Origin of the sequence: Cryobacterium sp. 10C3 (genome assembly GCF_034314285.1) — a bacterium.
In the GTDB taxonomy this organism is placed as follows: Bacteria; Actinomycetota; Actinomycetes; order Actinomycetales; family Microbacteriaceae; genus Cryobacterium; species Cryobacterium glucosi.
On record NZ_JAVIWF010000002.1, the window covers coordinates 2,654,861 to 2,680,330 of the forward strand.

Here is a 25,470-nt window from a genome sequence, read left to right on the forward strand (position 1 = left end):
AATGCCTCGTCTTCCCTCGTCCGGACGCCTGGTCGCGCTCGACGCCCTCCGCGGTGTCGCCGCGGGCATTGTGCTCGTGCACCACGTCTCGATGACCGCTCCCGGCATCGCGGCCGCCTACCAGTCGACCGTCGGCGTCGACACGGGTTCGGCGGGCTGGTGGTCGACCCTGACCCCGCTCAAGTTCCTCGTCGCCGGCCCCGAGTTCGTGCTGGTCTTCTTCGTACTCAGCGGTTTCGTGCTCGTGCGCTCCCCGCTCGCGAGCCGGGCCGCGAGCACAGCGAACGGGCTCGCCGCCCGCGGCTACGACTGGGTGGCCTATTACCCGCGCCGCATCATCCGCCTGGCGATCCCCGTCGTCGTGTCCGTCGCCCTCGCCGCCGCGTGGATCCTCCTCGTGCCGCGTGCGGGCATCGACGTCGGCGGCAGTTGGCTCAAGCGGCAGGACAATCCCGACATCGGCCTCCCCAACCTGCTCGGCGAGGCGAGCGTCATCGGCGGCTCCGGCCGGCCGGACGTCAACCCGCCGCTCTGGTCGCTGACCTGGGAGATGTGGTTCTCGCTTCTGCTGCCGATCTGCGTGCTGCTCGCCGTCGCGACCCGCCGGCTGCCCGCGCTCTGGGCCGCGGCGTTCCTCGCCGTGAGTGCGACCGGGTACGTCACCGGCATCGAACCGCTGATGTACCTGCCCGCGTTCGGCCTCGGCGCCCTGCTCGCCGCGAACTACGAGTCACTCCGCGTCTGGGCGGCCCGGGTCGCCGCACGACGCGGCGGCACCGCCATCTGGATCGGGCTCACCGCCCTCGGCCCCGCGCTGCTCGTGTCGCACTGGCTGCTGCGCCCGCAACTCAGCGGACTCTGGGGCGACCTGACCCTCGCGCTGCGGGTGCCCGGCGCCGTGCTCGTCGTCGCCGTCGTCGCGCTCTGGCCCCCGCTGCAGCGCCCGCTCTCCGCCCGGCCGCTGGTCTGGCTCGGCCGGGTGAGCTTCAGCCTGTACCTCGTGCACTTCCCGGTCGTCGTCGCCTTCGGCACGACGTTCGGCCCTGGCCGCTGGTGGCTCGGCGCGCTCGTCTCGGTGCCGCTCAGCCTCGCGCTCGCGCAACTGATGTACCTGTGGGTCGAGCTGCCCTCGCAACGCCTCGCGAACTGGACGGGCCGGTGGGCGAGCGAGACGGCCGGTGCGCTACAGAGGCGCGGCGGCAGGCGAACGGATGCCGCGGCATCCGCCGCCCCCACCTCTCCCGTGCCCGAGAACGAGCGCGCGAGCGCCTAAGCGAACGAGACGATGAGCTCCACCTCGACGGGCGAGTCGAGCGGCAGCACGGCGACGCCGACTGCCGACCGGGCGTGCACGCCGCGGTCGCCGAAGATCTCGCCGAGCACCTGCGACGCCCCGTTGACGACGCCGGGCTGGCCGGTGAACCCGGGGTCGGATGCGACGAACCCGGTGACCTTGACCACCTGCGTGATGCGGTCGAGCGACCCGATCACGGCCTTGATCGCGGCGAGGGCGTTGAGCGCGCACAGGCGGGCGTACTCCTGCGCGTCCGCGGCGGGCACGAGACCGTGGCCGTCGCCGACCTTTCCGGTCTCCGGCAGCACGCCGGACACCATCGGCAGCTGGCCGGAGGTGAAGACGAGGTTGCCAGAGACGACAGCGGGAACGTAGGACGCCATCGGGGGAACCACACTCGGCAGGTCGATCCCCAGTTCGGCGAGACGCGCATCAATGATCGACACGATCAGGCCTCCTTCACGACGGGACGCTTGAGGTATGCGACGAGGCCGCCCTCCGGTCCCGGCACGACCTGGACGAGCTCCCAGCCGTCCGATCCCCAGCTGTTCAGGATGGCGGCGGTGTTGTGGATCATCAGCGGGGTGGTGAGGTACTCCCAGGCAGGCATAAGACTCCGATTCAGGCGGTTTTACAGATTTGTCCCGTACGCTCAATTGTATGTCTGCCAAAAATCGAACGGTCAGCGGCTCCCTGGGCGGTCTCCTGGGTTTCGTTGGAATGAGTGCAATCGTCGGTGTTCTCGTGACGGCCGCGGTCACTCCCGCTCTCGCTTTGTCGGGCATGGCTGCCACGAACACGATCAACGTCTTCGAGAACCTGCCGGACTACCTGAAGATCGACCAGCTCTCGCAGAAGAGCAACATCTACGCGACCACGAGCACCGGCGCCCCCTATCTCCTGGCCTCGTTCTACGACCAGAACCGCGTCGAGGTCGCCTCGGACGCGATCAACCAGTTCGTCAAGGACGCCGCGACCTCCGGTGAAGACCCCCGGTTCTACGACCACGGCGGCGTCGACCTGCAGGGCACCGTCGGCGGCCTCGTCTCGACCCTCGCGGGCGGCGGCACTCGCGGTGGGTCCTCGATCACCCAGCAGTACGTGAAGAACGTGCTCGTGCAGAAGTGCGAAGTGCTCACGGATGCGCAGAAGAAGTCGGACTGTTATGACGCGGCCACCGCAACCACTCCCGACCGCAAGCTCAAGGAGATGCGCCTCGCGATCGGCGTGGAGAAGAAGTACGCGAAGGACGACATCCTCCGCCAGTACCTGAACATCACCGGCTTCGGCGGCACCGTCTACGGCATCGAGTCCGCCGCGGAGTACTACTTCGGCGCGACGGCGGCGACGCTGACGCTGCCGCAGGCCGCGAGCCTGGTCGCGATCGTGAACAACCCGGTCAAGTTCCAGCTCGACCAGCCGGACAGCGCGACCAACGGCGCCGCGAACGGGTACGCCGCGAACAAGGACCGCCGCGACTACATCCTCGACCAGATGCTCAAGTACGGCAAGATCAACCAGGCTGACCACGATGCCGCGATCGCGTCGGCCATCGAGCCCAGCATCCACGAACCCTCGACCGGCTGCCAGACCGCCGGCGGCAGCGCGTACTTCTGCGACCTCGTCGTGAACACCCTGCAGAACAACCCGGTCTTCGGAGCCGACGACACCACCCGGATGGCGAACTTCCGCCGCGGCGGGTTCAACGTCTACACGACCCTCGACTTGGACCTCCAGCAGGCCGCTGAGGCCACGATGAAGGCCAACGTCCCCGACACCTACCCCGGCTGGGACGTCGGTGGCGTGGCCGTGAGCGTCGGCGTCGGTACCGGCAAGGTGCTCGCCATGGCGCAGAACAAGGACTACAGCCAGGACCCGGCCGTCCAGGCCACCGGCGCGAACTACACGGGGATCAATTACAACACCAACGTCGACCAGGGCGGTTCGCACGGCTTCCAGCCTGGATCGATGTATAAGGTGTTCACGCTCGCCGAGTGGCTGACCGAGGGCCACTCGCTCAACGAGCGGGTCGACTCCCGTATCAAGTCGAACTGGGGCACCTTCCGGGACAGCTGCGCCACCGGCGGCACGGTGAGCTTCCCCGGTTACAACCCGAAGAACGACTCGTCGTCCGAGAACGGCGCCAACTACAGCGCCCTCGAGTCCACGATCGGGTCGATCAACAGCGGCTTCATCGGCATGGCGAAGAAACTCGACCTGTGTGCCATCCGCAAGACCGCGGAGGCCTTCGACGTGACGCGCGCCGACGGTGCCCCGCTCGAGCAGGGTGCCTCAGCGGTGCTCGGCACCAACGAAGTCGCGCCCCTGAGCATGGCGGTCGCCTTCGCCGGCATCGCCAACAAGGGCACGACCTGCAGCCCGATCGTGATCGACCACATCACCGGCTCCGACGGAACCGCACTCCCGGCGCCGACAAGCGACTGCCACCAGTCAGTCGACCCCAACGTCGCGGCCGGCATGACGACCGCCATGCAGCAGGTCATGGGATCGGGGGGAACTGCCGCCGCCTCGAACGCGGCCACGAGCCCGAAGGTCCCGATGATCGGTAAGACCGGTACCACCGACGGCAACAAGGACACCTGGATGGGCGGCGCGAGCAGCAAGGTCGCGACCATCGTCGGAGTGATGAGCGTCACCGGCGACAAGGACCAGCGCAACACCACCTTCGCGAGCGGCCAGGCGGCCACCGCCCGGCACCGGATGTGGCCGGTCATCATGAGCGTCGCCAACGCCAAGTACGGCGGAGACGCGTTCCCCGCCGCGACCGGAACGATCGTCAATGCGGTTCAGATCCCCATCCCGGACCTCCGCGGCAAGAGCCTCACCGAGGCCCAGACCACCCTTGAGGCGGCCGGCTTCCTGTTCGTCAACGGCGGCCCGATTGACTCGGAGCTCCCGGGCGGCACGATCGCCAAGACCGACCCGGCAGGAGCAACAAGCACGAGCCGCGGCTCGAGCGTGACCGTGTACACCAGCAACGCCTCGCAGATCGTCGTGCCCGACGTCGTCGGCAAGAGTGAGGGTGAGGCTCGATCGACGCTCGGCAAGTTCGCCGTCGCGAAGACGGACGGCGACACCACCGATCCGACACAGGTGGGCAAGGTCATCTCGATGTCCCCGGCCGCCGGTGGCGGAGCCAAGCCCGGTGACACCATCACGATCGTGATCGGAAGGCTCGCCGCCACCAACGGCAACGGCAAGGCGAGCGGATGAGTACCCTCGGCACCGGGGCCAAGGCCCTCCTCGTCGGCACGGGCGCGCTAGCCGCGGCCGGTGCCGGCGCGTTCGCCTGGGGATCTCTGCTCGAACGTCGGATGTTCACCCTGCGTGAGGCATCTGTGCCCGTGCTCGCCCCAGGCTCGAAACCGATCCGTGTGCTGCACATCTCGGACCTGCACCTCGCCCCCTGGCAGAAGGACAAACAGGAGTGGGTGCGCGGGCTCGCCGCGCTGAAGCCCGACCTCGTCGTCGACACCGGAGACAACCTCGGCCACACGGATGCCTTCGACGCCCTCGCGTACACGCTCGAGCCGTTCGCGGGGATCCCCGGGATCTTCGTCAACGGTTCCAACGATTTCTGGGGACCGCAGCTGAAGAATCCGTTCCGGTACTTCGGCGGACCGTCGCTGCTCAAGGCCGCCCCGCAGAACCGGCTCGACACCGACCGTCTGCACGGGATCTTCGCGAATCTCGGCTGGAACGACATCAACAATGCCGCGGAGGCGCTCGACATCAACGGCACCCACCTCGAGCTCTTCGGCGTGGACGACCCGCACATCGGACGCGATCGCCTCGACCTGATCACCCGGGCCGTCGACGACCTCCGCGGTGACGACCCGCTCGGCGACGAGACCTGGCCGGACTCCGCGGAGCACCGCGAGCCACGGCCGACGGTCACGATCGGCGTCGCCCACGCGCCCTACCGCCGGGTGCTCACCTCGTTCGTGAACCACGGCGCGCAACTGATCCTCGCGGGGCACACCCACGGCGGCCAGGTCTGCGTGCCCGGCTTCGGTGCCCTCGTCACGAACTGCGACATCCCGCGGTCTCAGGTCAAGGGGCTCAGCCTCTGGGGATCCGGACTCCGCAGCGCGTACCTCAACGTCTCGGCCGGCCTCGGCACCTCGATCTACGCCCCGGTGCGCTTCGCCTGCCCGCCAGAGGCGACCCTGCTGACCCTGACCGCCTCGTCGTAGCCCCCGCCCGCGGGATCCGTTCGGGGGCTGCACCGAGCATCCGTGCGCATGGGGTTATACTTGACAAGGCTTACGGGCCATCGGGGTATGGCGCAGCTTGGTAGCGCGCGTCGTTCGGGACGACGAGGTCGCAGGTTCAAATCCTGTTACCCCGACAGCAACACACAGAAACAGAAAACCCCCACTCGCGAGAGTGGGGGTTTTCTGCTGTGCGCGCGGCAGGCATCCGCTCGGGAGCTGCGATCACTCTCGATCTTGACTCGCATGACTACTCGTGCGAGAGTAGGCGCATGTCATCGATTCGCCTGTTCATTCTCGGCTCCCTCGCCGAGCGCGGGCCGATGCACGGTCACCAGCTGCGCCTGCTCGCCGAGGAGGAGCACGTGCACATGTGGACGGACATCTCCGTCGGCGCGGTGTACGGCGCGATCAAGCGGCTCGCGACCGAGGGCCTGATCAGCGTGGCCAGGGTCGAGCGCGAGGGCCACTACCCCGAGCGCCAGGTCTACGAGATTTCGGATGCCGGGCGCCGGGACCTCGCCGCACTCCGGCTCGACGGGCTGCGCACGATCGTGCTCAAGCCCGACCCGTTCGACCTCGCCATGACCCGGCTCGACCCCGATCGCCTCGACGAACTCCCCTGATGATCGAGGCACGCCTTCTCGCTCTGCGCGCCATGCTCACCGATTCCGAAGCCACCACGGCGCACGCCCTCCCCTATCTCACCGCCAGCGAAAGTTTCGTCATGCAGCACAAGGCAGCCCGCCTGCGCGCCGAGATCGCCTGGCACGAACACCTCGTCACCGTCCTCCCCGACATCGTCGCGGACGAACTAGCCCGAAAGGCCGACTGACCATGTCAGACACCAACGCTCCGACCTCCACCGGGGCCGGCTCCGGCACCGGCACCCCCGGTACCCGACCGCCCGTCGTGATCCCCCGCCACGCGTGGCAGGCCCTGATCGTGCTGCTTGCCGGCATGTTCATGGCGCTGCTCGACACCACGATCGTGAACGTCGCCCTGCCGACCATCCGGGAGAGCCTCAATGCCTCCGAGGCGACGCTGTCCTGGATCATCTCCGGGTACGCCCTCGCGTTCGGCCTCGCGCTCATTCCCGCCGGGCGGCTCGGCGACCGGATCGGCCACAAGTGGGTCTTCTTCACCGGGCTCGCGCTCTTCACTCTCGCGAGCCTCGCCTGCGGCCTCGCGCAGAACGACCTGCAGATGATCATCGCCCGCGTCGTGCAGGGCCTCGCCGGCGGTATCTTCGTGCCCGCCGTCACCGCCGTGATCCAGCTCTTGTTCCCGCCGATGGCGCGCGGCAAGGCGTTCGCGATCATGGGCTCGGTCATCGGTGTCTCCACTGCGCTGGGCCCGATCCTCGGTGGCCTGATCATCCAGGCGTTCGGCGACGAGAACGGCTGGCGCCTGGTGTTCTGGGTCAACCTCCCGATCGGCGTCGCGGCGCTCATCGCCGCCGTGTTCATGCTCCCCGCCGGAGCCGAGCGCGACCCGAACAAGACGAGCTCGGGCATCGACTTCATCGGGCTCGTACTGCTCTCCGGCGGCCTCGTCGCCCTGCTCGTGCCGCTCATCGAGGGCCAGGACCAGGGCTGGCCGCTCTGGACCTACCTCACCCTCGTCGCCGGGGCGCTGCTCCTCGCCGCGTTCGGGGCCTGGGAGGTCAACTTCACGCGTCGCGGCATGAGCCCGCTCGTGCCGCCGCACCTGTTCTCGCACCCGGCCTTCTCCGGTGGAGTCGTGCTCGCGCTCGTCTACTTCGCGGCGTTCACGAGCATCTTCTTCACGATCTCGATCCTCTGGCAGGCCGGCCTCGGCCACACCGCCCTCGAGTCCGGGCTCGTCTCGATCCCGTTCGCGATCGGCAACATCGTCGGCGCCTCGCAGAGCAACCGGCTCGCGCAGCGCCTCGGCCGCACGGTACTCGTGATCGGCGTGACCCTCGTCACGACCGGCCTGATCTGGATCTACCTCGCCCTGCTCCTGATCGGCCCGTGGATCACCAACTGGGAGCTGCTGCCGCCGCTGCTCATTGCGGGCCTCGGCAGCGGATTCTTCATCGCCCCGAACGCGCAGTTCATCGTCGCGACCGTCGACCGCGCGGAGGCCGGTGCCGCGAGCGGTGTCGTCGGCGTGATGCAGCGGGTCGGCGCCGCCGTCGGCATCGCCGTGATCGGCAGCGTGCTCTTCGGCAACCTCGTCGTCGCCGGGCCGGGGAAGGACGCCCTCGCGTCCGCATTCACGACCGCCGCGACGGATGCGATGGCCGTCAGCGCCGCGTTCAGCGTGCTGGCGCTGCTGCTCGTCTTCGTGCTGCCAAAGCGGGTCGACGCGCACTTCTAGCCCGCGGCATCCGCTCGCTGCGTAGCGACGAGCGACGAGCGACGAGCGGTCGCGCTGAAGTGTCGCATATCGATGTTCCCAGGCCACGCGAACGTCGATATGCGACACCTCAGCGCAGAAACGCACCCGTCACGCGAAGACCCGTCCGCCCGACCATCGTGAAGTGTCGCATATCGACGTTCCCAGGCCACGCGAACGTCGATATGCGACACCTCAGCGAGTGGATGCGCGCACTTGCGTCTGCGCGCGCGTCAAGGCGGTTCTGCGCCCGGGTTAGCGCGCCGGGTGCAGCGTGAGAGTGTCTCGAATGATCTGCAGCAGCATCCGTCGGTTCTCGAGCTCGTCGCCGGCGATCTCCACGACGGTCCATCCTGCTGCGGCGAGTCGGGCCTTGCGGGTTTGATCTTTGCGCGAGCGATCCGGTTCGGTCCGGTGATAGTCCCCCTGGTACTCGAAGATCACGCGGTGCGCGGGAAAGCAGAGATCCCCTTCGGCGATGACGACGCCGCGGGCATCCGCGATTGGCTGGTTCACGACGAGCCCGTCGATCCCCGCGAGCACGATCGTGGTGCGGATAATCGATTCGGCCCGCGACCTCGACCGGTCGGAGAGCAGCGCCAGCGCCTCGAACAGCCGTGCCCGGCCCCGCCGACCAGGGTGGCGTGCCGCGGCAGCCGCGAGTTCTTTGTATGTGACGAGTCCATTGTCAACGTGGATGACATAGTCGCCGGCCGCCACGAGATCCTCCAGGGCGAGAGCAGTGGCGAGGTCACACCACGTACGCACAGGTACGGTCATCCGCAGACCGTACCAGTCGCAGAGATCACGCGGGTCAATCAGGAATTTGTGCCCCACCGTTCCCACGCACCGGCTCGAACGCATCGGCGACGGCATCCCCACGTGCAGCTCGAGCGCGCGTTCGTGCCGACTCGAGAGCGGCATCCCTTGGATGAGCGCCGCCGTGATCGAGCAGAAGAACCCCGGTTGGGGAAGCCGGAGCTGGAGCGCTCGCGCGCGATGGCCGAGCGCGACCCCGGGCAGCGGCGCGCGCACGCCGTGGAACGGGCGGGCAAGGTCGGGACCTCGGAGTCGCGCCTCGCCCACGCCCAATTCGGCGGCGACGCGGGTCGTGAACGGTCCATCGCCAAGGCCCGGCGGAAGAGGAATGCGACTGGTCATGCAACGAGGATGCGCGCCCGAGACTCTGCCGGAACTGTTGCGCACAGGGCGGAGCGTATTGCGCGGAATTCCCGCCTTGTTGGGGAGCCGCGCACACCCGTCCTGGCGGAACTTCCTGCGCTGAGGTGTCGCAGATCGAGGTTCCCGCAGGCTCTCAACCTCGATCTGCGACACCTCACGGCTGGGCATCGACTCGTCTGGCCATCCGCTCGGCTCGTGCGCCACGAGCATCGTCCCTGCGAGGTGTCTCAAACCGACGTTCGAACGCCACGGGAACCTCGATATGCGACACCTCAGGTATCCCCACGTCACCTCAGAAGATCTCGTGTCGCCCCGCCGGCCGCCCCGCCCAGATTCGCAAGCAGCGAGCGGATGCAGCGGTTCAGCCGACCCGGGTGAGCTCGGTGAACGACATGGTCGCGTTCGAACCGTTGATGCAGGTTTGGTACAGCAGGTCGTAGCCGCGCGGGATGGAGTCGGTGCGTTCGGTGTTCGCGTTGAGGATCGCGACGACCGCGCCGACCCGGTAGGTGCCCGACCGCACCCCGGTCAGCGCGATGAGCGTGCCGTCCGCCGGGAAGTGCGACCCGCCGCACGACCAGTGCTCGGCGATCACCGCGACTCCGTAGTTGCCGCTCAGGTCGACGGCACCCTGGCAGCTGTCGATCTCGGCCTGCCAGCCGCTGGTCCAGACGTATTTTGTGTAGGTGGGCACGCCCTGCGCGGCGGCGGATGCTGCCGCTTCCGCCTCCGCAACGGCCTGCGCGGCCGCGGCGACCCGTGCCGCCTCGGCAGCAACGGCCGCAGCTTCCGCGACCCGCGCCTCCTCCGCAACCCGGGCAACCTCCGCGACCCGTGCGACCTCGGCAACCCGGGCAACTTCCGCGACCCGTGCGACCTCGGCGATGCGCGCCGCTTCTGCGATCCGTTCCGTGTGCGCGGCGGTGGACTGCGTGGCGCCGAACGCGAGCCGGGCCGCCGCCCCGGGGAACCCCGGCCGTGGAGACTGCCACTCGACGAGACCGGGAGAGGCACCTTTCCGGTCGAGAGTGACCGGCACAAAGGTCACTCTCGACCGGAATGGTGTGCGCTGCAGGTTCGCGTACCTGCCGGACCCGACGGCGCCGACCGCCGAGTCGGACGGGTCGGACGTGGATTCTGCGGGCGAGGCGGAGGCGGTCGCGCGGGCCCCGGCGGCCGACGTGGTGCCGGAGCCGGGCGCGACAGCGGCGGACGCGGAGGCAGGGTCGGGCGCGGGGGCATCCGCTGTGATGCGGGCTGCGGCGAACGTGGGCGTCGCCGCAACGAGCACGAGGCTCACGGCCCCGACGACGCGGTCGCACCCGCCGACCGTTCGGCGGAACCACGACCGGTGTTGTGGCGCGTCCATAGCAACCTGCCCGTGCCGCCCCTGTTCGGGTGGGGACGGCCCAGTCAGTAAATCCCGGTCAGCGGGACGTGACTACCGTTCCTTTGTGAGTACGTTTTAGTTTCAAACGTACGTTTACCCGAACGGTCTTGGTTTTGTTGCTGCGTGGTTTCTGCTTAGCCGGTCGGCCTTGGAAGCGGGCGGCGGGGCAGACCTGTCACAGTCCCGGATGGTGCTCGCGTGTTCACGGGCTTCACCATCGCGTCGGCGGGAGGGGTGGGCGCAGTCATCCTCTGTTGGCTGCGGACCCCGTCTTTTCGACGTGTGATGCTGTGCCCGTGAGCTCGTCTACCGATCGCTACCGCGGCCGCCTGATGGCGGGTGACGGTAGGACTGGAAGTTCTTTTTTGGAGCGGTTTCGCCCAGTGTTGCTCTCCCCACCGGGAGGTGTAGGCGGGGTCAACGGCGATGATCCAGATGCCGCGGTTAGCGGCCATCGCAGTGAGTCGGTCCCGGAAGGCGCCGGTCGGGATCCCGGCGACGGTCCGACGGAATTTCTTCCCCCGGTGGCCGCGGCCCATGGTTTCTCGTCCGGTGGTGCGGGCGTCGACGAAGTTGAGGTCCTCGATCGCGATCGCGGCAGCGCCGGCGGCTTCGGCGTGGTCGAGGAGGGTGGTGATCGCTTGGCGGAGGTGCCCGTCCCGGGTGCTCGCGGACAGGCCGGCCACGAGCAGCGGGATGATCGCGGGGGTTCCGACGGGGTTCCCGGACGCGTCAACGATGCCTGCGGTGAGGTGGTCCGCGTTCAAGTCCACCCCGATGATCCGGCCGCCCTGCAACGCTGTGACCGGAGGGATCACGGCTGCGTCTTGGTAGGACCAGGATGCGTTCAGGTACCAGCGTTCCTTGTCCGCGTCGAAGGTGATGTCGTATCGGATGGCCTGGTTCTGAGCGGCCCGGTCCGCCCATTCCGCGCCGCGGAGTTCGAAGCCGACCGGGACGCTCAGACGGAGCTTCGCGCCCATCATGTCCGTGAGCCCGGTGGGGACTTTGATGACCAGGGTGCCGTCGGTTTCCACGCGGATGGTCTGGTTGCCCCACGGCGCCCCGGATTCACCGTCGGCGGTCAGGAACATGCGGGCGGCATCCCACCGGGCCCGCCACTGGCCCCGGGTCAGGCCGGCCGCGGCAAGGTTCTGGCGTGCTCCCCAGAGCTGCCCGCCGCCAACGGCGATGGCGGGGGATCCTAGTGACAGCCTGGCGGACGCGGTCACGAGGGCGGCTTCTTGGTGGCGCAAACGCAGTGTTTTCGCCCGGTGTTCGGCTGGGGTGCGGTAGCCGCGGGTCTTCGCCGCGTCGACGGTGCCCACGGGCACGGCCAGGCGTTTCTCGAGCTGTCGGATGTTGGTGGTGAGGGTGTCGCAGTACGCGGTCAGCCCGCGCATTCCGAGCTGGTACTGGTCTTCGGCGGCGCGGGTGATCGCGCCTGCCCACCGGGAGGACGAGTACTTCGTGAGCTCCCGTTTCCGGTCCGCGCGCCCGTTCTCCCAAACCGGGACTGTGCCTTTGCTAACGCGGATGGCGAGGTCTGTCCGGTAGAGCCGGCCTAGGTAGTTGCCCATGATCCGGAGGTCATCGGCTTCGGCCGAGGTCGGGCGCAGACGAGTGCGAGTACTGGTCCCCGTCGGCGGCAGGCACACGAACGGAGCTGCGATCGTGCGCAGTTTCTTCGTTCGTTTCCGTGCCGCCATGAACCGGGCTTACCTTTCCATTGAGTACATGCGCGGGGGAGTCACGTCGCCGACAGGGTCCGCTGATTCCGCGGCCGCGGCGACAGCGGCGGCCGCCCGGTTAGCCGCGCTCCGCCGCCCGTACAAGCGGGCGCAGAATGAGGTGAGGACTTCGGTCATGTCGCGGACGAGGTCGTCGTCCAGCTCGGTAGAGTCCACGACCACGAGGCGCCGGCCGGACGCGGACAGGGCGGCTTCGACGAGTTCGGTGTTCATCCGGCCGAGCCGGTCCCGGTGCTCGACCACGATGGTGGTGACTTCGGGGTTCGCGAGGAGTTTCCGGAGTTTCGGCCGGGACCCGTTCATCCCTGAACCCACCTCAGACACGGCGCTGACTACCGGTAGTCCGCTGGCGAACGCCCACGCGTTCAGCCGGTCGGCTTGCCGGTTGAGGTCAGCTTTCTGGTCATGGGAGGACACCCTCGAATACAACCCCAGACCACCGACACTGACCGGCGCCACAGTCTCCGTAGCGTCGGGGAAGACCATGACCATCCGGGGTCCCACGCGTTCCGCACGGACCGGGAGGACGCCAGCTTCAAACCACCGATACGCGGTCTGCGGGTGCAGCTTATTGGAAACAGCCCAGTCTTTAAGGTTCATACCAATAAGACATGCGGCGAAAAACGTTGCCAAACGACACTAAGCGGCTTCAAACGCTCTCACACGGCAGCAGCTAGCAACCCCTCAGTTTCTTCCCCGAACAGGGGTATTATGCTGTGGCGGGCTCCGCGGGGTCCGCCCTCAGGCCGGCCGCGATCTCGAGCGAGCGGATGCGCCCCGCAAGTGTCGCGGACTGTGCACTGAGCATGAGCTCGTCGGCCCCGGTGGCATCGAGAAGCGCCGTGAGCCGGGCATCCACCTCGGCCGGGGTGCCCACGGCCTGGCGGCGATTCCGGGACGCCACGAACGAGAGCTCGTACTCGGTGAACCGGTAGGCGAGCGCCTCCTCGAGCGACACCGGAGCGGGCTTCTTGCCCTGCCGCATCCGCAGGAACGTGATCAGCCCGGGCAGCGACTCCCGGCGCACCACTTCGGGGTCGTCGTCGCTGATCAGCCCGACCGCGATCATCGCGTGCGGGGTGGCCAGGAACGCGCTCGGCTCGAAGTGCGCCCGGTACAGGTCGAGGGCTTCCTCGGTGTGCTCGCCCTCGAAGTGGTGCGCGAACGTGAACGGCAGCCCGAGCGCACCGGCGAGCTGAGCGCTGAACCCGCTCGAGCCGAGCAGCCACATCTCCGGGGCGTCGCCGAGCCCCGGGTAGGCCGTGATGCCGCGCAGCGGGTTGTCCGCCGCCATGCCGCCGTGGAAGAACCCGATCAGGTCCACGAGCTGTTGCGGGAAGTCGTCGACACCCAGCCCGGATTCGCTCCGGCGCAGGGCGAGCGCCGTCGCGCCGTCTGTGCCGGGCGCCCGCCCGATGCCGAGGTCGATCCGGTCGCCGTAGAGGGCGCGCAGCGTGCCGAACTGCTCGGCGACGACGAGCGGGGCATGGTTGGGCAGCATCACGCCGCCAGACCCGACCCGGATCCGCGTCGTCCGCGCCGCGATCCCCGCGATCAGCACGGGCGGCGCGCTCGAGGCGATCGCCGGCATGTTGTGGTGCTCGGCCACCCAGAACCGGTCGTAGCCGAGCTCCTCCGCACGCTGCGCCAGACGGATGCTGCCGGCCACGGCCTCCGCGTTCGTGCCGCCCGCGGGGCGGCTGGCCAGGTCGAGCACGCTGATCGGCAAAGTTTTCATCTTCTATTCAAACAACGTTTGAACGTGCGAGATTCCCTGCTTTGCGCACCCCGCCGGTGCATAACTCCTGCAAACTCTCGGATAACCCCGCAAAGTGGGCACTTTGGGCCTGTTTCGAGAGGATGTGCAGGAGTTATGCCGTTCCTGAGAGTCTCTCCGGATCTGACCAAAGGCACATTCGATTGGATACAGTATCACCACCAACAGCACACGATAGGCCCGGCCATGAACCAATTACGTGACCACACCGTCATTGATGCCGGTTCCAAGTCTTCCTTCTCGCAGCGCGAACGCGCCGACCAGGACCCGATGCCCTCACACGCGTTCCGAGCGATGGCATTGCTCGACGTGCGCGGACTCACCGTGGCCGCCACACGTCCGGGCACCCGAGGCCGCGCCGCAACGCCCGGTGAACAAGAGGTGTCCCGGGTCGCGCTCACCCTGATGCAGGGCGAGTCGCTGGCCCTCGTCGGCGAGTCCGGCAGCGGCATGACCGCCACGGCGCTCGCCGTCGCCGGCCTGCTGCCCCCGACCAAGACCGTGACGAACGGGTCGATCCTGTTCAATGGCCAGGAACTCGTCGGTCTGAACCGTCACGCCCAGGCGCGCCTGCTCGGCGCGAACATTGGATACCTTCCGCCCGACCTGCTGGGCTCCCTCGACCCCACCCGCACCATCCTCAGCCAGCTCGCGACCCCGCTCCGGCGACGCCTCGGCCTCGACCGCCCCGCTGCCCGCGCGCGCACCCTCAAGGCCCTCGCCCGCGTCGGCCTGGACAACCCCGAAGTCGTCGCACTCTCCTACCCGGGCGACCTCTCCCCCGTCGTCATCCAGCGTGTGGCCGTCGCCGCGGCCCTGTCCATTGACCCCGAGCTCCTCATCGCCGCGATCCCCGCCGACCCCGCGCACGCACGCCCGCTCACCGACCTGCTCCGCCTCGTGCGCGCCCTGCAGAGCAAGCACCAGTTCGCGCTCATCCTGGTCACCGACGACGTCGGCGTCGCCGCCGAGTGCTGCGAGCACATCGCGGTTCTGCAGGCCGGACGCATCGTCGAACAAAGCTCGGTCCACGAGCTGCTCGAGTCCCCGCAGCATCCGCACACCCAGCGGATGCTCGACGCCCGCCAGCCGTATACCCTCAGTCCCGCAGACCTCGCACCCGGGGCCAGGTCCGGCGTACCGGAGGTCGTCGCGCTGCACTCCGTGGGCGCCTCCGCGTTCTACCACGGCGCCGGCACCGGCTAACCCCCTCCCCCAACACCGCGCGCCGCCCCGCATCCGCCCCTGACCGATTCGACGGACTTTTTCCGTTCGGAACCGGTTCAACCTCCGTCCCGCGTGCAAAAAACCCGAGAACTCCGTCGAATTGGTTCGCGCGGACTCCAGCGGGCGACCAGCCGGAAGGCATACAGTGGACGGATCGATGGTGACGTGGTCCACAACCCGACGCCGTCGGACCGGTCGCTCACCCGCTCTGTTCCGGGGAGGTGCTGTGGTGTTCGACACGATCGCTGAACGGCAGGGACGGTCCGTCCCCGCGGGGACCGGGCACCGGCATCCGCTGCTGCGCCGCTGGGTGATCGCCCTCGCCGTCGTCTATGTGGTCGCCCTCGCCCTGATCGCGTTCTGGCCGGTTCCGGTCGACCGCAACATCGACGGCCCGCTGCTGCACCTGATCAACTGGCTGCACCAGCACGGCGCCCCGGGCTGGTTCCGCTACAGCACGGTCGAGTTCGGTGCGAACATCGTGCTGTTCATCCCGGTCGGGGTGTTCATCGTGGTGCTCGCCGGCGCCCGGCGCTGGTGGTGGGCGATACTCGTCGGGTTCGCCGCGAGCTGCACGATCGAACTCTGCCAGCTGCTCTTCCTCTCGAGCCGCTTCGCAACCCTCAACGACGTCATCGCCAACACGAGCGGGGCCGTCGTCGGCGCCCTCCTCGGCCTCGTGCTGCTGATCCTCGCCGAGATCGCCCGCCCGCGCACCCACGCTGCGGATGTCTAACTCACCGTCCCGAGGAACCTCGGCCGGGGACGCCGGGCAAGTTCAGCACCGGCCGTGATGACGGGAGCCGAATTTTCTTACTGGCCGTCGGCCGGGGAATGGCCTAGCATTTTGCTTATCAGCCGGGCAGCCTCGGCGCTGCGAAGGTCGGGGGAATCATGAAGAGAATGTCGTTCTGCGGCATGACGTTCCTCACCACGGATGCCGTTGCCGACGCGGTGCTGGAGCTGACAGCGCTGCTCACGTACGGCCACAATTCGGAACTGCTTGTGGTTCCCTCCTTCACCCTGGACGGCAGCGAAAGAATCGTCAACCTTCTTGTCGGCCCCGGCAGCGAACTCATCAGCATTCCAGAGGACGACTTCGGGGCCGAACGTGACACGTCCCGCGCAGTGGCGGTCCTGCGCGATCAAATCGACGTCCTCACTTCCGAGCGCGACACCGGAATCACCACCACACGGGCGGTCGCATCGTCGAGTGCCGACTGGGCGTCCGAAGACCACTGGGACGACGTCTACTAGCTCCGTCCGAGCCCGGCGTGCACCGTTCCCCGACCCCTAGTCAGTATCAAAACGCGCACCACGACCCGCATCCGCATTCTCGAACCCCGCACCATCACCAGGTCCGGGCTCAGCACCGTCCCAGCCCAGAATCGCGTTTCGCGCGCCGAGTACATGAGCGCGCATCGTCGCTTCGGCCCACAGCGCATCGTGCGTTCGGAGCGCGGCGAGGAGGTCTCTATGGTGGTGGTTGCTGATAGCCCGAAAATGTCCGCCATCACGGCGGAAGACCTCCGCCATCATCGGCACACGGCCGACGGAGTTGATCAGCCGGACCAGCTTCTGATCCCCCGATGCCGCTATGACAACGTGGTGGAATTCGGCGTTGAGCTCGCCCAGGCGGGCGACACCCTCGTCGTCAGTGGACAGCACAAAATCGTCCATCGCCACGATGAGGTCAGCGAGTCGAGCGAGAGTGACGTCGTCGATGCGGGCCGCAGCCAGGCCGGCGGCGCGACTCTCCAGATCGCCGCGCAGCACGTACGTGTCCCGCACCTGTTCCTTCGTCCAGGAGACGACCGTCGCACCGCGATGGGGCGTGAAGTCCACCAACCCGGCCTCGTGCAGGCGGCGGAGGGCCTCACGAACCGGGGTGCGGCTGAGACCCAGCTCTTCCGCAAGGGACTGCTCCCTGATCACCGCTCGTGCGGGGATCTCGCCCGAAAGGATGCGACGACGGAGGTACTCGAACGCGGCCTCCCCGCCCGTCACGCCCTCCGGAGCACGTGTGGCTTGGGTTGTCTGCACTGACGTCATGGCCTATCCATTTCTTACGAGCATGCGCGCAAAACCGCTGAACGCGCAGAACACTTTCGGGTGAACACGATTATCGTCCAGAAGCGCCATCTGGGCAACGACTTTAACGCTCGGTGTTAGCGCTCCCCCGCCGCTGTGGTGTCGACCTCGCCTCAGATCAGGTCCATCCCCGAGTTTTCCCACCCGCAGCCCTCTCGCGGGCACCGATCCACCCAGGACCGCACGTCAAGCTCCGCCAGCATGGCATAAGGCCCGCGCACGACAGGGCTGTCGCAGTTCGGGCACAACAGAATGAACATGCGATCATCGTAGGCACAATCTGACTTGAGGAGCCAGCCACGCAGTGTCACATCCCCGCGGTAGAGGTCACTTCCTTGCAACCGGCCCGACGACCACGCCACGCTGTACGACTGCCGCCCCAGGACCTACGGCGCCGGGACTATCTGCATGGTCTGGTACTCTGGCTCGAACGTGTCGAGGGTATCCGTCTGGAACGCGTGCTGCACTGTCGCGAGCTTCGCCAGGTCGAGGTTCACGATCGACTGCCCGTCGCTCGACACCGCGATCCCCTTGGTCGGCGCCGTGAAGAACGTGAAATCCGTCGAGCCGATGCTGGCCAGCGACCCCGCAAGCGCCGTCAGGTAGTCCACGTTGAGGCCTTCGTCCACGGCAATGTACGGACGCACCGCAGACAAGAGGGCGGAGACCTTGCCGGGATCGGTCAGCGTCTCCGGCTGCATCGCCTTGGTGAGCGTGGCCCGCATCACCAGCTGCTGGTTGCGCACCCGTTGGAAGTCCCCGTCGGGGAACGCCCGCCACTCGCGCGCGAAGGCGAGGGTCTCGTCGCCGGTGAGGTGCTGCATCCCCGACGGGTAGTAGTGATCGCTCGCGGAGGACTGGAAACCGACCGGGTTCAGGATGTCCACCCCGCCGAGCGCATCGGTGAGCCCCTTGTACCCGGCGTAGTCCACGAGTGCGACGTGGTCGATGCGCGTGCCGATGAGTCCCTCGATCGTCTGCACGGCCAGCGGAACGCCGCCATAGGAGAGCGCCGCGTTGATCTTGTCCGAGCCATGGCCGGGCAGGTCGAGCCAACTGTCCCGCAGGATCGACATCACGTAGACGTGGTGCCTGTCTGCCGGAATGTGTACAACCATGATGGTGTCGGAGCGCTGTTTACTGATGTTCACGAGCGAACCGTTGACTTGATCCCACGTGTCCGAGCCCAGCAGCAGGATGTTCTGCGCCCCCGCGGCGAGCCCGGTCGATGCCGGCGGCCGGGCGGCATCCGCCGGAAACGGGTGAGACAGGGTGGGGAGCTTAAGGTCGAAGAGTCGCCCCACGATGGACCCGATGCTCGCGACACCGGCCGCCGCCGCCAGAACGAGCACGAGCACGATGGAGGTGATTCGCCAGACCCCCGACGGCTGGCGTACAGCGGCCGCCTCCGTCACGATTCTCGATTCGGATTCGACACGGTGGGCCTCCAGCAGTCGCGGTGTAAGAACGGTGCGTTTCAGGTGCAAACAATATAGCTCGTGCCGCAAACCCTGTCCCGGGGGACGAAAGCCCAAAAACACCCGCAAACGGGGGGCGACACGCCGTCTATCACCGCGTAATGACGCCGTAACCTTTCTTCAATAACCTGAGTGGCATGACCACGAAGATAACCAAAGCCGTCATCCCCGCCGCCGGGTTGGGTACGCGCTTCCTGCCCGCCACGAAGGCCATGCCCAAGGAGATGCTCCCGGTCGTGGACAAGCCGGCAATCCAGTACGTCGTGGAGGAAGCCGTCGCCGCCGGCCTCACCGACGTGCTCATGATCACGGGCCGCAACAAGAACGCGCTCGAGAACCACTTCGACCGGATGACCGAGCTCGAGGACCTCCTCGAAAAGAAGGGCGACCAGGACCGCCTCGCCAAGGTGCGTTTCGCCACCGGACTCGCCGACGTGCACTACGTGCGCCAGGGCGACCCGCTCGGCCTGGGCCACGCCGTATTGCGTGCAAGGATGCACATCGGGTTCGAGCCCTTCGCCGTTCTCCTGGGCGACGACATCATCGACGACCGCGATGTGCTGCTGTCCAAGATGCTCACCGAGCAGACCAAACGCAACGCCACGATCATCGCCCTGATGGAGGTCGAGCCGGAGGCCATCCACCTCTACGGTTGCGCTGCCGTCGAGACCACGGACGACCCCGACGTGGTGAAGGTGACCGGCCTGGTCGAGAAGCCTTCCGCAGCGGATGCCCCGTCGAACCTGGCCATCATCGGTCGCTACGTGCTCCGCCCCGAGATCTTCGAGGTATTGCAGAACACCAAGCCCGGCAAGGGCAACGAGATCCAGCTCACCGATGCCCTGCAGGTGATGGCGGTCAACCCGCAGTTCACGGGCGGCGTCTATGGCGTCATCTTCCGCGGTCGCCGCTACGACACCGGCGACCGGCTCGACTACATCAAGGCCATCGTGCAGCTCGCTGTCGACCGCCCCGACCTCGGCCCGGACCTGCGCGTCTGGCTGCAGGAGTTCGCCGCGACCCTCGAATAGCGGGAGCACGCAGCACCCCGAAGGGGCACGGAACCGTCTGGTTCCGTGCCCCTTCTTGTGGGTACACCGGCAGTGCGTGACGAGTTCATTTCCCGGACATTGCGCTTTGTAAAAGTTCAGCACGTTCGTACTTCTTCGGCCGTATTCTGGCCAGAGTGCACTAACGATTCCGCCCCGACCCCGCCAATCGTCACCAGAGGATTCACAATGTCGTCACCGCGCCCCGAAACGCCGCCACCCTCGCCCGACTCCTTTCCTGCCGCCTGGCAGGTCGACCTAAAATCGATCCACCCGCTCGTTCTCGACAAGTTCGACAACCCGAAGGCCGTGCCGAAGATCGTCTCGGTCTACTACCCCCTGCAGGGTTGGAACAATTCGATGAAGCGCGCTGTACTCACGATCGGGCTCGTCCAAGACCTCCGCGCCGACGGGGCCACCCTCGTGCTCGCGAAATGGCGGAAGCTCGAGCGCAAGTTAACGCTGAGCACCCTGGACGTCCCAGTCGACGGAGGCTGACGACTCGTCAGACGGATGCGGCGGCGAGCTTGGGAATCAACGTCTCCAGGAACGCGGCAGTGTCTTCCCAGCCCTCAACAGCGAAGCACTCGACCCCGAGCGCAAGCACCGGGTAATCGTTGCCGTTCTCGTCGAGGCGGTCGCCCACGAAGAGCATGTCGTCGAGAGGCACACCGGTCAGCTGGGCGAGCTTCTTCATGCCGTAGGCCTTGTCGATCCCCTGTCGGGTGATGTCGACCGAGGTCGAGCCTCCGGACCGGACCTCGAGGTCGGGCAGCAGTACCTGCACGGCTTCACGCAGAGCGTTCTTCTTGCTCCCTGTCGGGTCCCACGCGACCTTGGAGGCCACCGGAGCGGCCTGTCCGAGCGCGGAGAACGTGATCTGTGACCCGCGGTCCTCCAAGATCGGTCCCCAGGTATCGCTCTCCCAGTACCCGAGCTCGCGTGCCGTGGTCTCCACGGCCGCGAGCGCTCGCGCCTTCTGGTCGTCGGTGAGGTACTCCGCGTAAATCTGAGTCCAGCCGCCCGCCTGGTGCAGGAAGTACTGCGTACCGCAGGTGGGCATCAGGTGCAAACGGGCGAGCGCCTCATCGTCGACGTCGATGAGGTTGTCAATGAGCTGCATGTGGAACTGGCCGATCTGGCCACCGGAGATCACGCAGACCTCCACAACACCGAGCAGGCGCACCATCAGGTCCGCCATCCGCGGGTCGATCGGGGACTTGGAGGCGGCAAGAGTGTCATCCAGGTCGAAGGCCACCAGGCGGGGAAGAGTCATCATAGGTGTGCTGTGTTCCTAACTGAATGCTGAGAATGCCCGCTGTCGGTGTGGTTACGGACGGCCCAGACCATGGTACGTCCACCCGGCGGCGCGCCAGGCGGCGGCGTCGAAGGAGTTCCGTCCGTCGATGACGATCTTGTTCTTGACCAGATCGCCGACCCAGGCCGGGTCGAGGTGCCGGAATTCCGGCCACTCGGTCACGAGCACCACGGCGTCCGCGTCGCGCAGCGTTTCCTCCAGGTCGGTCGAGTAGGTGAGCTGCGGGTGCCGCGCCCGCGAGTTCTCGATGCCCTGCGGGTCGGTCGCGACCACGTTGGCGCCGAGACCGTGCAGTTGAACGGCGACGTCGAGCGCGGGCGAGTCACGCACATCGTCGGAATGCCGGCCTTGAAGCTGAGGCCGAGCACTGCCACCTTGGCGTTGTACGCGCTGCCGCCGAGTGCCGACACGGTGAGGTCGATCGCACGCTGACGTCGACGCAGGTTGATCGCGTCGACCTCCTTGAGGAATGCGACGGACTCGCCGCGACCGAGTTCTTCGGCCCGGGCTGTGAACGCGCGGATGTCCTTCGGAAGGCAGCCGCCGCCGAAGCCGACGCCGGCACCGAGGAAGCGGCGGCCGATGCGGTTGTCGTAGCCGATCGCGTCGGCCAGCTGGGTCACGTCGGCTCCGGTGACCTCGGCAATTTCGGCCATGGCGTTGATGAAGCTGATCTTCGTGGCGAGGAACGCGTTCGCCGCGACCTTCACGAGTTCGGCTGTGGCGAAGTCGGTAATCACGAGGGGCGTGTCGGCGGCGAGTGCGGTGGCATAGATCTCGTTGAGCAGCGCGGTGGCATGTTCGCCGGGCTCTCCAGCGGCAACGCCGTAGACCAGACGATCGGGGCTGATGGTGTCTTTCACGGCGAAGCCTTCACGCAGGAACTCGGGGTTCCAGGCGAGAGTCGCCCCGGTGCCGGAGGCCTCCACGATGCCCCCGAGACGGCTGGCGGTCCCGACGGGGACGGTGCTCTTGCCCACGACGAGGTCTCCGGCGCTGAGGTGCGGGAGGAGCGCCTGAACGGCGGCGTCGACGTAGGTCAGGTCTGCGGCGTAGCTACCGGGCCTCTGAGGGGTGCCAACCGCGACGAAGTGCACGCGGGAGCCAGCAACTTCGGCAATGTCCGTGCTGAAGCGGAGCCGACCCGTGGCCATGGCCGAGGTCAGGATCTCGGGAAGGCCGGGTTCGAAGAACGGCGGAAGTCCGACGGCAAGCTGCGCGATCTTCTTCGCGTCGACGTCGATACCGACGACCTCGTGCCCGAGTTCGACCATCGCGGCCGCGTGCACGGCCCCGAGATACCCACAACCAATGACAGAAATCTTCATACGTCTAACTCCATACAAAAAGCCTAACGGCGGCGGAACCGAGAATCGAACTCACCTCGGTGTAACGGACGGCAGCGCACCTGCCTCCTGCGTCAAGAAAGGCCCCGGACGATGTCCGGGGCCTTCCTGGGGGTTTCACTTCGTGGCGATCAACTTCACACAGTGTCGGAAGAAGTTGCCTGTTGAGTAAACGCTACGCGGCTACGCGGCGACGGCGAACGAAGCTCAGCACAACCACGAGGGCGATACCGAGGAGGAGCGCGCCAGCGGCCGCCCAGATCAGAAGGACCGGGGTGTTATAGCCGGTGCTGGCGAGGGTCTGACCGGTGGCGCCGTTGTCAGCGGCCACGACGGTGAGTGTCGCGGTACCGACGGTGCCGGATGTGAGGCCGGTGGCCGTGGTTGTGTAGGAACCGGTCGCATCCGTCGGAAGCGTGACGGATACGCTGGCTGCGCCGGTGGTGGTGGCCGACTTGACGAGAGTCGCGGTTCCGGACTTCACGATGGAGAGAGTGGCGAGGCCCGAACCGGTGACAGCGAAGGAGACGCTCTCGCCGGGCGTGAAGGACGCGCCGTCGAACGAGACCGTCACTGCCTGGCCGGGAACCGGGGTGCTGTCGGAGACGGCAACGTTTGCTGCCGGGACGTAGCCGGCAGCGTTAGCTGCGGCCGGTACTGCGAAAACGGCGAGGACTGCGAGTCCAATCACCGCCAGGATCTTTTTTGCCATGGTGTTATCCCTGCTGTGGATCAAATGATTTTTCGCCGACACTGGCTGACCTCGAGTGAGGCTACCCCCTACTTTAGGGGACATTCACAGCCCGCTTCCAGTTCGCGTGTTTCTATCGGGTGAACATTTCGTTGCATTGCATACACCCGAGTAGGCCAAAAGCGAGCGCACGCCTCGCGGGCGTGCGCTCGCTTTTCGCTCAACACCCCTACTGTCGAATGCTAGTGACGTGGTCCCGGTACCACTGAACCGTTGACACAAGCCCGTCTTCCAGCCCGATCTGAGCTGTCCAGCCTGCGTCTGCGAGCTTGGAGACGTCGAGGAGTTTCTGGGGCGTGCCGTCCGGCTTCTCAGTGTCCCAAAGAGTCTCTCCTGTGAATCCCACGACCCGCGCGATTGTCTCCGCAATTTCACGAATAGTCACGTCGGACCCGGTGCCTACGTTTACCTGCTCGGGACCGTCGTAGTGTTCCATCAAGTGCAAACACGCTGCGGCCATGTCGTCGACGTGTAGGAACTCGCGGCGTGGAGTGCCTGTCCCCCAGTTGGTAACCGTCGCGATGCCAGACTGCGCCGCCTCGTCATATCGACGGATGAGGGCCGGAAGAACGTGTGACCCTTTCGGTGAGAAATTGTCTCCAGGACCATAGAGGTTCGTCGGCATCGCTGAGATCCACGGCAAGCCGTACTGGCGCCGAACGGCCTGAATCTGCAGGATTCCTGCGATCTTCGCGATCGCGTAGGCGTCGTTCGTCGGTTCGAGGTGTCCGGTGAGGAGGGTGTCCTCTCGTATTGGTTGCGGGGCGAGACGCGGATAGATGCAGGACGATCCCAGAAACAGGAGGCGTTCGACGCCATACTTTAGGGCTGCGTCGAGCACGTTCACCTGTATCCGCAAGTTGTCGCTCAAGAAGTCGACCGGGAACGTGCTGTTCGCCAGGATCCCGCCCACCTTCGCGGCCGCCAATACTACGTAACGCGGCTTCGCTTCCTCAAAGAACGCGAAAACGGCATCTCGGTCCTTGAGATCCAGGTCAGAAGAGTTCCGACCGACCAGATCGGTGAATCCCTCCGCCTCGAGTCGGCGCCAGATCGCGGATCCGACCAAGCCGCGATGACCTGCGACGTAAAACCGGCTTGAGCGATCCAGGACTCCTGGCACGAATTCGACGTGGTCGCGGTCGTCAGCCATGACTACTTCGTACCCCAGCTCGCGAGCTTGACCTCGTCGATCCAGTGGCCACCCGCATGCTCGAGCGCGACGATGTCGGCGTCCACCATGATGCGGGCGAGTTCAGCGGTGTCGACCGTGGCCTTCCAGCCAAGCTTGGCCTCAGCTTTGGAGGCGTCGCCAACGAGTGCGTCCACCTCCGTGGGGCGCAAGTATCGCTCGTCGAAGCGCACGTGATCTTCCCATTTGAGGCCGGCGTGGCTGAACGAGGTTGCCACGAAGTCCCGCACCGTGAAGTTTCCGCCGGTGGCAAGGACAAAGTCATCGGGCTCGTCAACCTGCAGCATGCGCCACATGCCCTCTACATATTCTGCGGCGTAGCCCCAGTCACGGATCGAATCGAGGTTGCCGAGGTAGACATGATCCTGTTTACCCGCCTTGATGGCTGCGACGGCGCGTGTGATCTTTCGAGTAACAAAAGTCTCGCCACGGCGCGGAGATTCGTGGTTAAAGAGAATTCCATTCACGGCAAACATGTCATATGCCTCGCGGTAATTCTTAGTGATCCAGTAGCTGTAAACCTTGGCTGCGCCGTACGGCGAGCGGGGGTAGAACGGGGTCTCCTCATTCTGAGGTGGCGGAGTAGCCCCAAACATCTCCGAGCTCGACGCCTGGTAGAACCGTGTCTCAATACCAGACATGCGTACGGCCTCGAGCAGGCGGATGGTGCCCATACCCGTCGTGTCACCGGTGTGCTCGGGCTCGTCGAAGGACACACGAACATGCGATTGCGCAGCAAGGTTGTAGACCTCGTGCGGCTGAATCTCGGCGAGCAGAGTTACAAGGCGGCTGCCGTCACTGAGATCGCCATAGTGAAGGAACAACTTGGCCTCGGGGTCGTGCGGGTCAACATACAGGTGATCAATTCGGGCCGTATTGAACGTCGAAGCACGTCGAATTAGCCCGTGCACCTCGTAACCCTTCGAGAGCAAGAGCTCGGCAAGGTACGAACCATCCTGACCAGTAATTCCAGTGATGAGAGCGCGCTTTGTCATGAATTTCCTCCATCTTTGCCTAACGAACGC

The 25,470-nt window shown here is 66.5% G+C and carries 24 protein-coding genes, 1 tRNA gene and 1 pseudogene; 12 read left to right on the forward strand and 14 right to left on the reverse strand.

All coding sequences use genetic code 11. From position 1 onward, the window contains the following. Position 1 precedes the first annotated feature (1 nt). On the forward strand, positions 2–1,273 hold the full coding sequence (locus RGU41_RS13525) for an acyltransferase (RefSeq protein WP_322136513.1): 1,272 nt from the start codon (positions 2–4) through the stop codon (positions 1,271–1,273). On the opposite strand, the gene RGU41_RS13530 is transcribed toward RGU41_RS13525, so the two are convergent. Both RGU41_RS13530 and RGU41_RS13535 read right to left on the reverse strand, forming a co-directional pair. Continuing rightward, entirely contained in the window at positions 1,270–1,740 is a 471-nt protein-coding gene (locus tag RGU41_RS13530; protein ID WP_322136514.1) for a RidA family protein, read from the reverse strand. The genes RGU41_RS13525 and RGU41_RS13530 overlap by 4 nt on opposite strands. A gap of 2 nt (positions 1,741–1,742) precedes the next feature. Continuing rightward, a complete protein-coding gene (locus RGU41_RS13535; RefSeq protein WP_166787392.1) occupies positions 1,743–1,904 on the reverse strand; it encodes a DUF4177 domain-containing protein in 162 nt (53 codons plus the stop codon). A gap of 110 nt (positions 1,905–2,014) precedes the next feature. Here RGU41_RS13535 and RGU41_RS13540 point away from each other — a divergent pair, with 110 nt between their 5' ends. The 6 genes from RGU41_RS13540 (at position 2,015) to RGU41_RS13565 (ending at position 7,875) form a co-directional block, all read left to right on the forward strand. Next, positions 2,015–4,528, forward strand: coding sequence for a transglycosylase domain-containing protein (locus RGU41_RS13540; protein WP_322136515.1), 2,514 nt, complete (start codon positions 2,015–2,017; stop codon positions 4,526–4,528). Further along, positions 4,525–5,511, forward strand: coding sequence for a metallophosphoesterase (locus RGU41_RS13545; RefSeq protein ID WP_322136516.1), 987 nt, complete (start codon positions 4,525–4,527; stop codon positions 5,509–5,511). Before RGU41_RS13540 ends, RGU41_RS13545 begins: the two co-directional genes overlap by 4 nt. 81 nt (positions 5,512–5,592) lie before the next feature. Then, positions 5,593–5,666, forward strand: a tRNA-Pro gene (locus RGU41_RS13550). 135 nt (positions 5,667–5,801) lie between these two features. Continuing rightward, the gene (locus tag RGU41_RS13555; RefSeq protein WP_322136517.1) at positions 5,802–6,155 is read left to right on the forward strand and encodes a PadR family transcriptional regulator; all 354 of its coding nucleotides are present in this window, start codon (positions 5,802–5,804) and stop codon (positions 6,153–6,155) included. Next, a complete protein-coding gene (locus tag RGU41_RS13560; protein WP_322136518.1) occupies positions 6,155–6,364 on the forward strand; it encodes a hypothetical protein in 210 nt (69 codons plus the stop codon). Before RGU41_RS13555 ends, RGU41_RS13560 begins: the two co-directional genes overlap by 1 nt. 2 nt (positions 6,365–6,366) lie before the next feature. Continuing rightward, complete coding sequence (locus tag RGU41_RS13565) at positions 6,367–7,875, forward strand: MFS transporter (protein WP_322136519.1); 1,509 nt, start codon at positions 6,367–6,369, stop codon at positions 7,873–7,875. Positions 7,876–8,148: 273 nt separating this feature from the next. Here RGU41_RS13565 and RGU41_RS13570 read toward each other — a convergent pair whose 3' ends face one another. From RGU41_RS13570 to RGU41_RS13590, 5 genes are all read right to left on the reverse strand, one after another. Then, positions 8,149–9,054 (reverse strand): DUF559 domain-containing protein, encoded by a 906-nt coding sequence (locus RGU41_RS13570; RefSeq protein WP_322136520.1) that lies wholly within the window; start codon positions 9,052–9,054, stop codon positions 8,149–8,151. Between the two features lie 382 nt (positions 9,055–9,436). After that, on the reverse strand, positions 9,437–10,444 hold the full coding sequence (locus tag RGU41_RS13575; protein ID WP_322136521.1) for a hypothetical protein: 1,008 nt from the start codon (positions 10,442–10,444) through the stop codon (positions 9,437–9,439). Between the two features lie 155 nt (positions 10,445–10,599). Beyond that, entirely contained in the window at positions 10,600–12,174 is a 1,575-nt protein-coding gene (locus tag RGU41_RS13580; RefSeq protein WP_322136522.1) for a hypothetical protein, read from the reverse strand. A gap of 9 nt (positions 12,175–12,183) precedes the next feature. Next, the gene (locus tag RGU41_RS13585; RefSeq protein ID WP_322137357.1) at positions 12,184–12,816 is read right to left on the reverse strand and encodes an IS607 family transposase; all 633 of its coding nucleotides are present in this window, start codon (positions 12,814–12,816) and stop codon (positions 12,184–12,186) included. A 109-nt stretch (positions 12,817–12,925) separates the two neighbouring features. Further along, complete coding sequence (locus tag RGU41_RS13590) at positions 12,926–13,954, reverse strand: LLM class flavin-dependent oxidoreductase (protein ID WP_322136523.1); 1,029 nt, start codon at positions 13,952–13,954, stop codon at positions 12,926–12,928. Between the two features lie 225 nt (positions 13,955–14,179). Between RGU41_RS13590 and RGU41_RS13595 the strand changes: the two genes are divergently transcribed. From RGU41_RS13595 to RGU41_RS13605, 3 genes are all read left to right on the forward strand, one after another. Beyond that, positions 14,180–15,199 (forward strand): ATP-binding cassette domain-containing protein, encoded by a 1,020-nt coding sequence (locus RGU41_RS13595; RefSeq protein ID WP_322136524.1) that lies wholly within the window; start codon positions 14,180–14,182, stop codon positions 15,197–15,199. 250 nt (positions 15,200–15,449) lie between these two features. Continuing rightward, positions 15,450–15,956 carry a VanZ family protein gene (locus tag RGU41_RS13600; protein WP_322136525.1) on the forward strand — a complete coding sequence of 169 codons (507 nt, stop codon included), beginning with the start codon at positions 15,450–15,452 and terminating at the stop codon, positions 15,954–15,956. Between the two features lie 158 nt (positions 15,957–16,114). Continuing rightward, on the forward strand, positions 16,115–16,477 hold the full coding sequence (locus RGU41_RS13605; RefSeq protein WP_322136526.1) for a hypothetical protein: 363 nt from the start codon (positions 16,115–16,117) through the stop codon (positions 16,475–16,477). 36 nt (positions 16,478–16,513) lie between these two features. Here the strand turns inward: RGU41_RS13605 and RGU41_RS13610 are convergent, their stop codons facing one another. Continuing rightward, positions 16,514–17,272: a GntR family transcriptional regulator gene (locus tag RGU41_RS13610; RefSeq protein ID WP_322136527.1), complete on the reverse strand. Its 759-nt coding sequence runs from the start codon at positions 17,270–17,272 to the stop codon at positions 16,514–16,516. A 425-nt stretch (positions 17,273–17,697) separates the two neighbouring features. Next, on the reverse strand, positions 17,698–18,726 hold the full coding sequence (locus RGU41_RS13615; RefSeq protein ID WP_322136528.1) for an LCP family protein: 1,029 nt from the start codon (positions 18,724–18,726) through the stop codon (positions 17,698–17,700). Positions 18,727–18,926: 200 nt separating this feature from the next. Here RGU41_RS13615 and galU point away from each other — a divergent pair, with 200 nt between their 5' ends. Both galU and RGU41_RS13625 read left to right on the forward strand, forming a co-directional pair. Next, the gene (gene galU / locus RGU41_RS13620; RefSeq protein ID WP_322136529.1) at positions 18,927–19,820 is read left to right on the forward strand and encodes a UTP--glucose-1-phosphate uridylyltransferase GalU; all 894 of its coding nucleotides are present in this window, start codon (positions 18,927–18,929) and stop codon (positions 19,818–19,820) included. A 207-nt stretch (positions 19,821–20,027) separates the two neighbouring features. Continuing rightward, positions 20,028–20,336 carry a hypothetical protein gene (locus tag RGU41_RS13625; protein ID WP_322136530.1) on the forward strand — a complete coding sequence of 103 codons (309 nt, stop codon included), beginning with the start codon at positions 20,028–20,030 and terminating at the stop codon, positions 20,334–20,336. Between the two features lie 7 nt (positions 20,337–20,343). Here RGU41_RS13625 and RGU41_RS13630 read toward each other — a convergent pair whose 3' ends face one another. The 5 genes and pseudogenes from RGU41_RS13630 to gmd form a co-directional block, all read right to left on the reverse strand. After that, the gene (locus RGU41_RS13630) at positions 20,344–21,114 is read right to left on the reverse strand and encodes an HAD-IIB family hydrolase (protein WP_322137358.1); all 771 of its coding nucleotides are present in this window, start codon (positions 21,112–21,114) and stop codon (positions 20,344–20,346) included. 54 nt (positions 21,115–21,168) lie between these two features. After that, positions 21,169–22,484 (reverse strand): annotated as a pseudogene (locus tag RGU41_RS13635) (UDP-glucose dehydrogenase family protein). 193 nt (positions 22,485–22,677) lie between these two features. Then, entirely contained in the window at positions 22,678–23,214 is a 537-nt protein-coding gene (locus RGU41_RS13640; protein WP_322136531.1) for a sortase, read from the reverse strand. A 208-nt stretch (positions 23,215–23,422) separates the two neighbouring features. Then, positions 23,423–24,406, reverse strand: a complete 984-nt coding sequence (locus tag RGU41_RS13645) for a GDP-L-fucose synthase (protein ID WP_322136532.1) — start codon at positions 24,404–24,406, stop codon at positions 23,423–23,425. Positions 24,407–24,408: 2 nt separating this feature from the next. After that, entirely contained in the window at positions 24,409–25,440 is a 1,032-nt protein-coding gene (gene gmd / locus RGU41_RS13650; RefSeq protein ID WP_322136533.1) for a GDP-mannose 4,6-dehydratase, read from the reverse strand. Between the last annotated feature and the right edge of the window lie 30 nt (positions 25,441–25,470).

Coding starts and splice junctions, on each gene's coding strand:
- RGU41_RS13525 (WP_322136513.1), top strand. CDS start 2: ATGCCTCGTCTTCCCTCGTCCGGACGCCTGGTCGCGCTCGACGCCCTC.
- RGU41_RS13535 (WP_166787392.1), bottom strand. CDS start 1,904: ATGCCTGCCTGGGAGTACCTCACCACCCCGCTGATGATCCACAACACC.
- RGU41_RS13540 (WP_322136515.1), top strand. CDS start 2,015: ATGAGTGCAATCGTCGGTGTTCTCGTGACGGCCGCGGTCACTCCCGCT.
- RGU41_RS13545 (WP_322136516.1), top strand. CDS start 4,525: ATGAGTACCCTCGGCACCGGGGCCAAGGCCCTCCTCGTCGGCACGGGC.
- RGU41_RS13555 (WP_322136517.1), top strand. CDS start 5,802: ATGTCATCGATTCGCCTGTTCATTCTCGGCTCCCTCGCCGAGCGCGGG.
- RGU41_RS13560 (WP_322136518.1), top strand. CDS start 6,155: ATGATCGAGGCACGCCTTCTCGCTCTGCGCGCCATGCTCACCGATTCC.
- RGU41_RS13565 (WP_322136519.1), top strand. CDS start 6,367: ATGTCAGACACCAACGCTCCGACCTCCACCGGGGCCGGCTCCGGCACC.
- RGU41_RS13570 (WP_322136520.1), bottom strand. CDS start 9,054: ATGACCAGTCGCATTCCTCTTCCGCCGGGCCTTGGCGATGGACCGTTC.
- RGU41_RS13575 (WP_322136521.1), bottom strand. CDS start 10,444: ATGGACGCGCCACAACACCGGTCGTGGTTCCGCCGAACGGTCGGCGGG.
- RGU41_RS13580 (WP_322136522.1), bottom strand. CDS start 12,174: ATGGCGGCACGGAAACGAACGAAGAAACTGCGCACGATCGCAGCTCCG.
- RGU41_RS13585 (WP_322137357.1), bottom strand. CDS start 12,816: ATGAACCTTAAAGACTGGGCTGTTTCCAATAAGCTGCACCCGCAGACC.
- RGU41_RS13590 (WP_322136523.1), bottom strand. CDS start 13,954: ATGAAAACTTTGCCGATCAGCGTGCTCGACCTGGCCAGCCGCCCCGCG.
- RGU41_RS13595 (WP_322136524.1), top strand. CDS start 14,180: ATGAACCAATTACGTGACCACACCGTCATTGATGCCGGTTCCAAGTCT.
- RGU41_RS13605 (WP_322136526.1), top strand. CDS start 16,115: ATGAAGAGAATGTCGTTCTGCGGCATGACGTTCCTCACCACGGATGCC.
- RGU41_RS13610 (WP_322136527.1), bottom strand. CDS start 17,272: ATGACGTCAGTGCAGACAACCCAAGCCACACGTGCTCCGGAGGGCGTG.
- galU (WP_322136529.1), top strand. CDS start 18,927: ATGACCACGAAGATAACCAAAGCCGTCATCCCCGCCGCCGGGTTGGGT.
- RGU41_RS13625 (WP_322136530.1), top strand. CDS start 20,028: ATGTCGTCACCGCGCCCCGAAACGCCGCCACCCTCGCCCGACTCCTTT.
- RGU41_RS13630 (WP_322137358.1), bottom strand. CDS start 21,114: ATGACTCTTCCCCGCCTGGTGGCCTTCGACCTGGATGACACTCTTGCC.
- RGU41_RS13640 (WP_322136531.1), bottom strand. CDS start 23,214: ATGGCAAAAAAGATCCTGGCGGTGATTGGACTCGCAGTCCTCGCCGTT.
- RGU41_RS13645 (WP_322136532.1), bottom strand. CDS start 24,406: ATGGCTGACGACCGCGACCACGTCGAATTCGTGCCAGGAGTCCTGGAT.
- gmd (WP_322136533.1), bottom strand. CDS start 25,440: ATGACAAAGCGCGCTCTCATCACTGGAATTACTGGTCAGGATGGTTCG.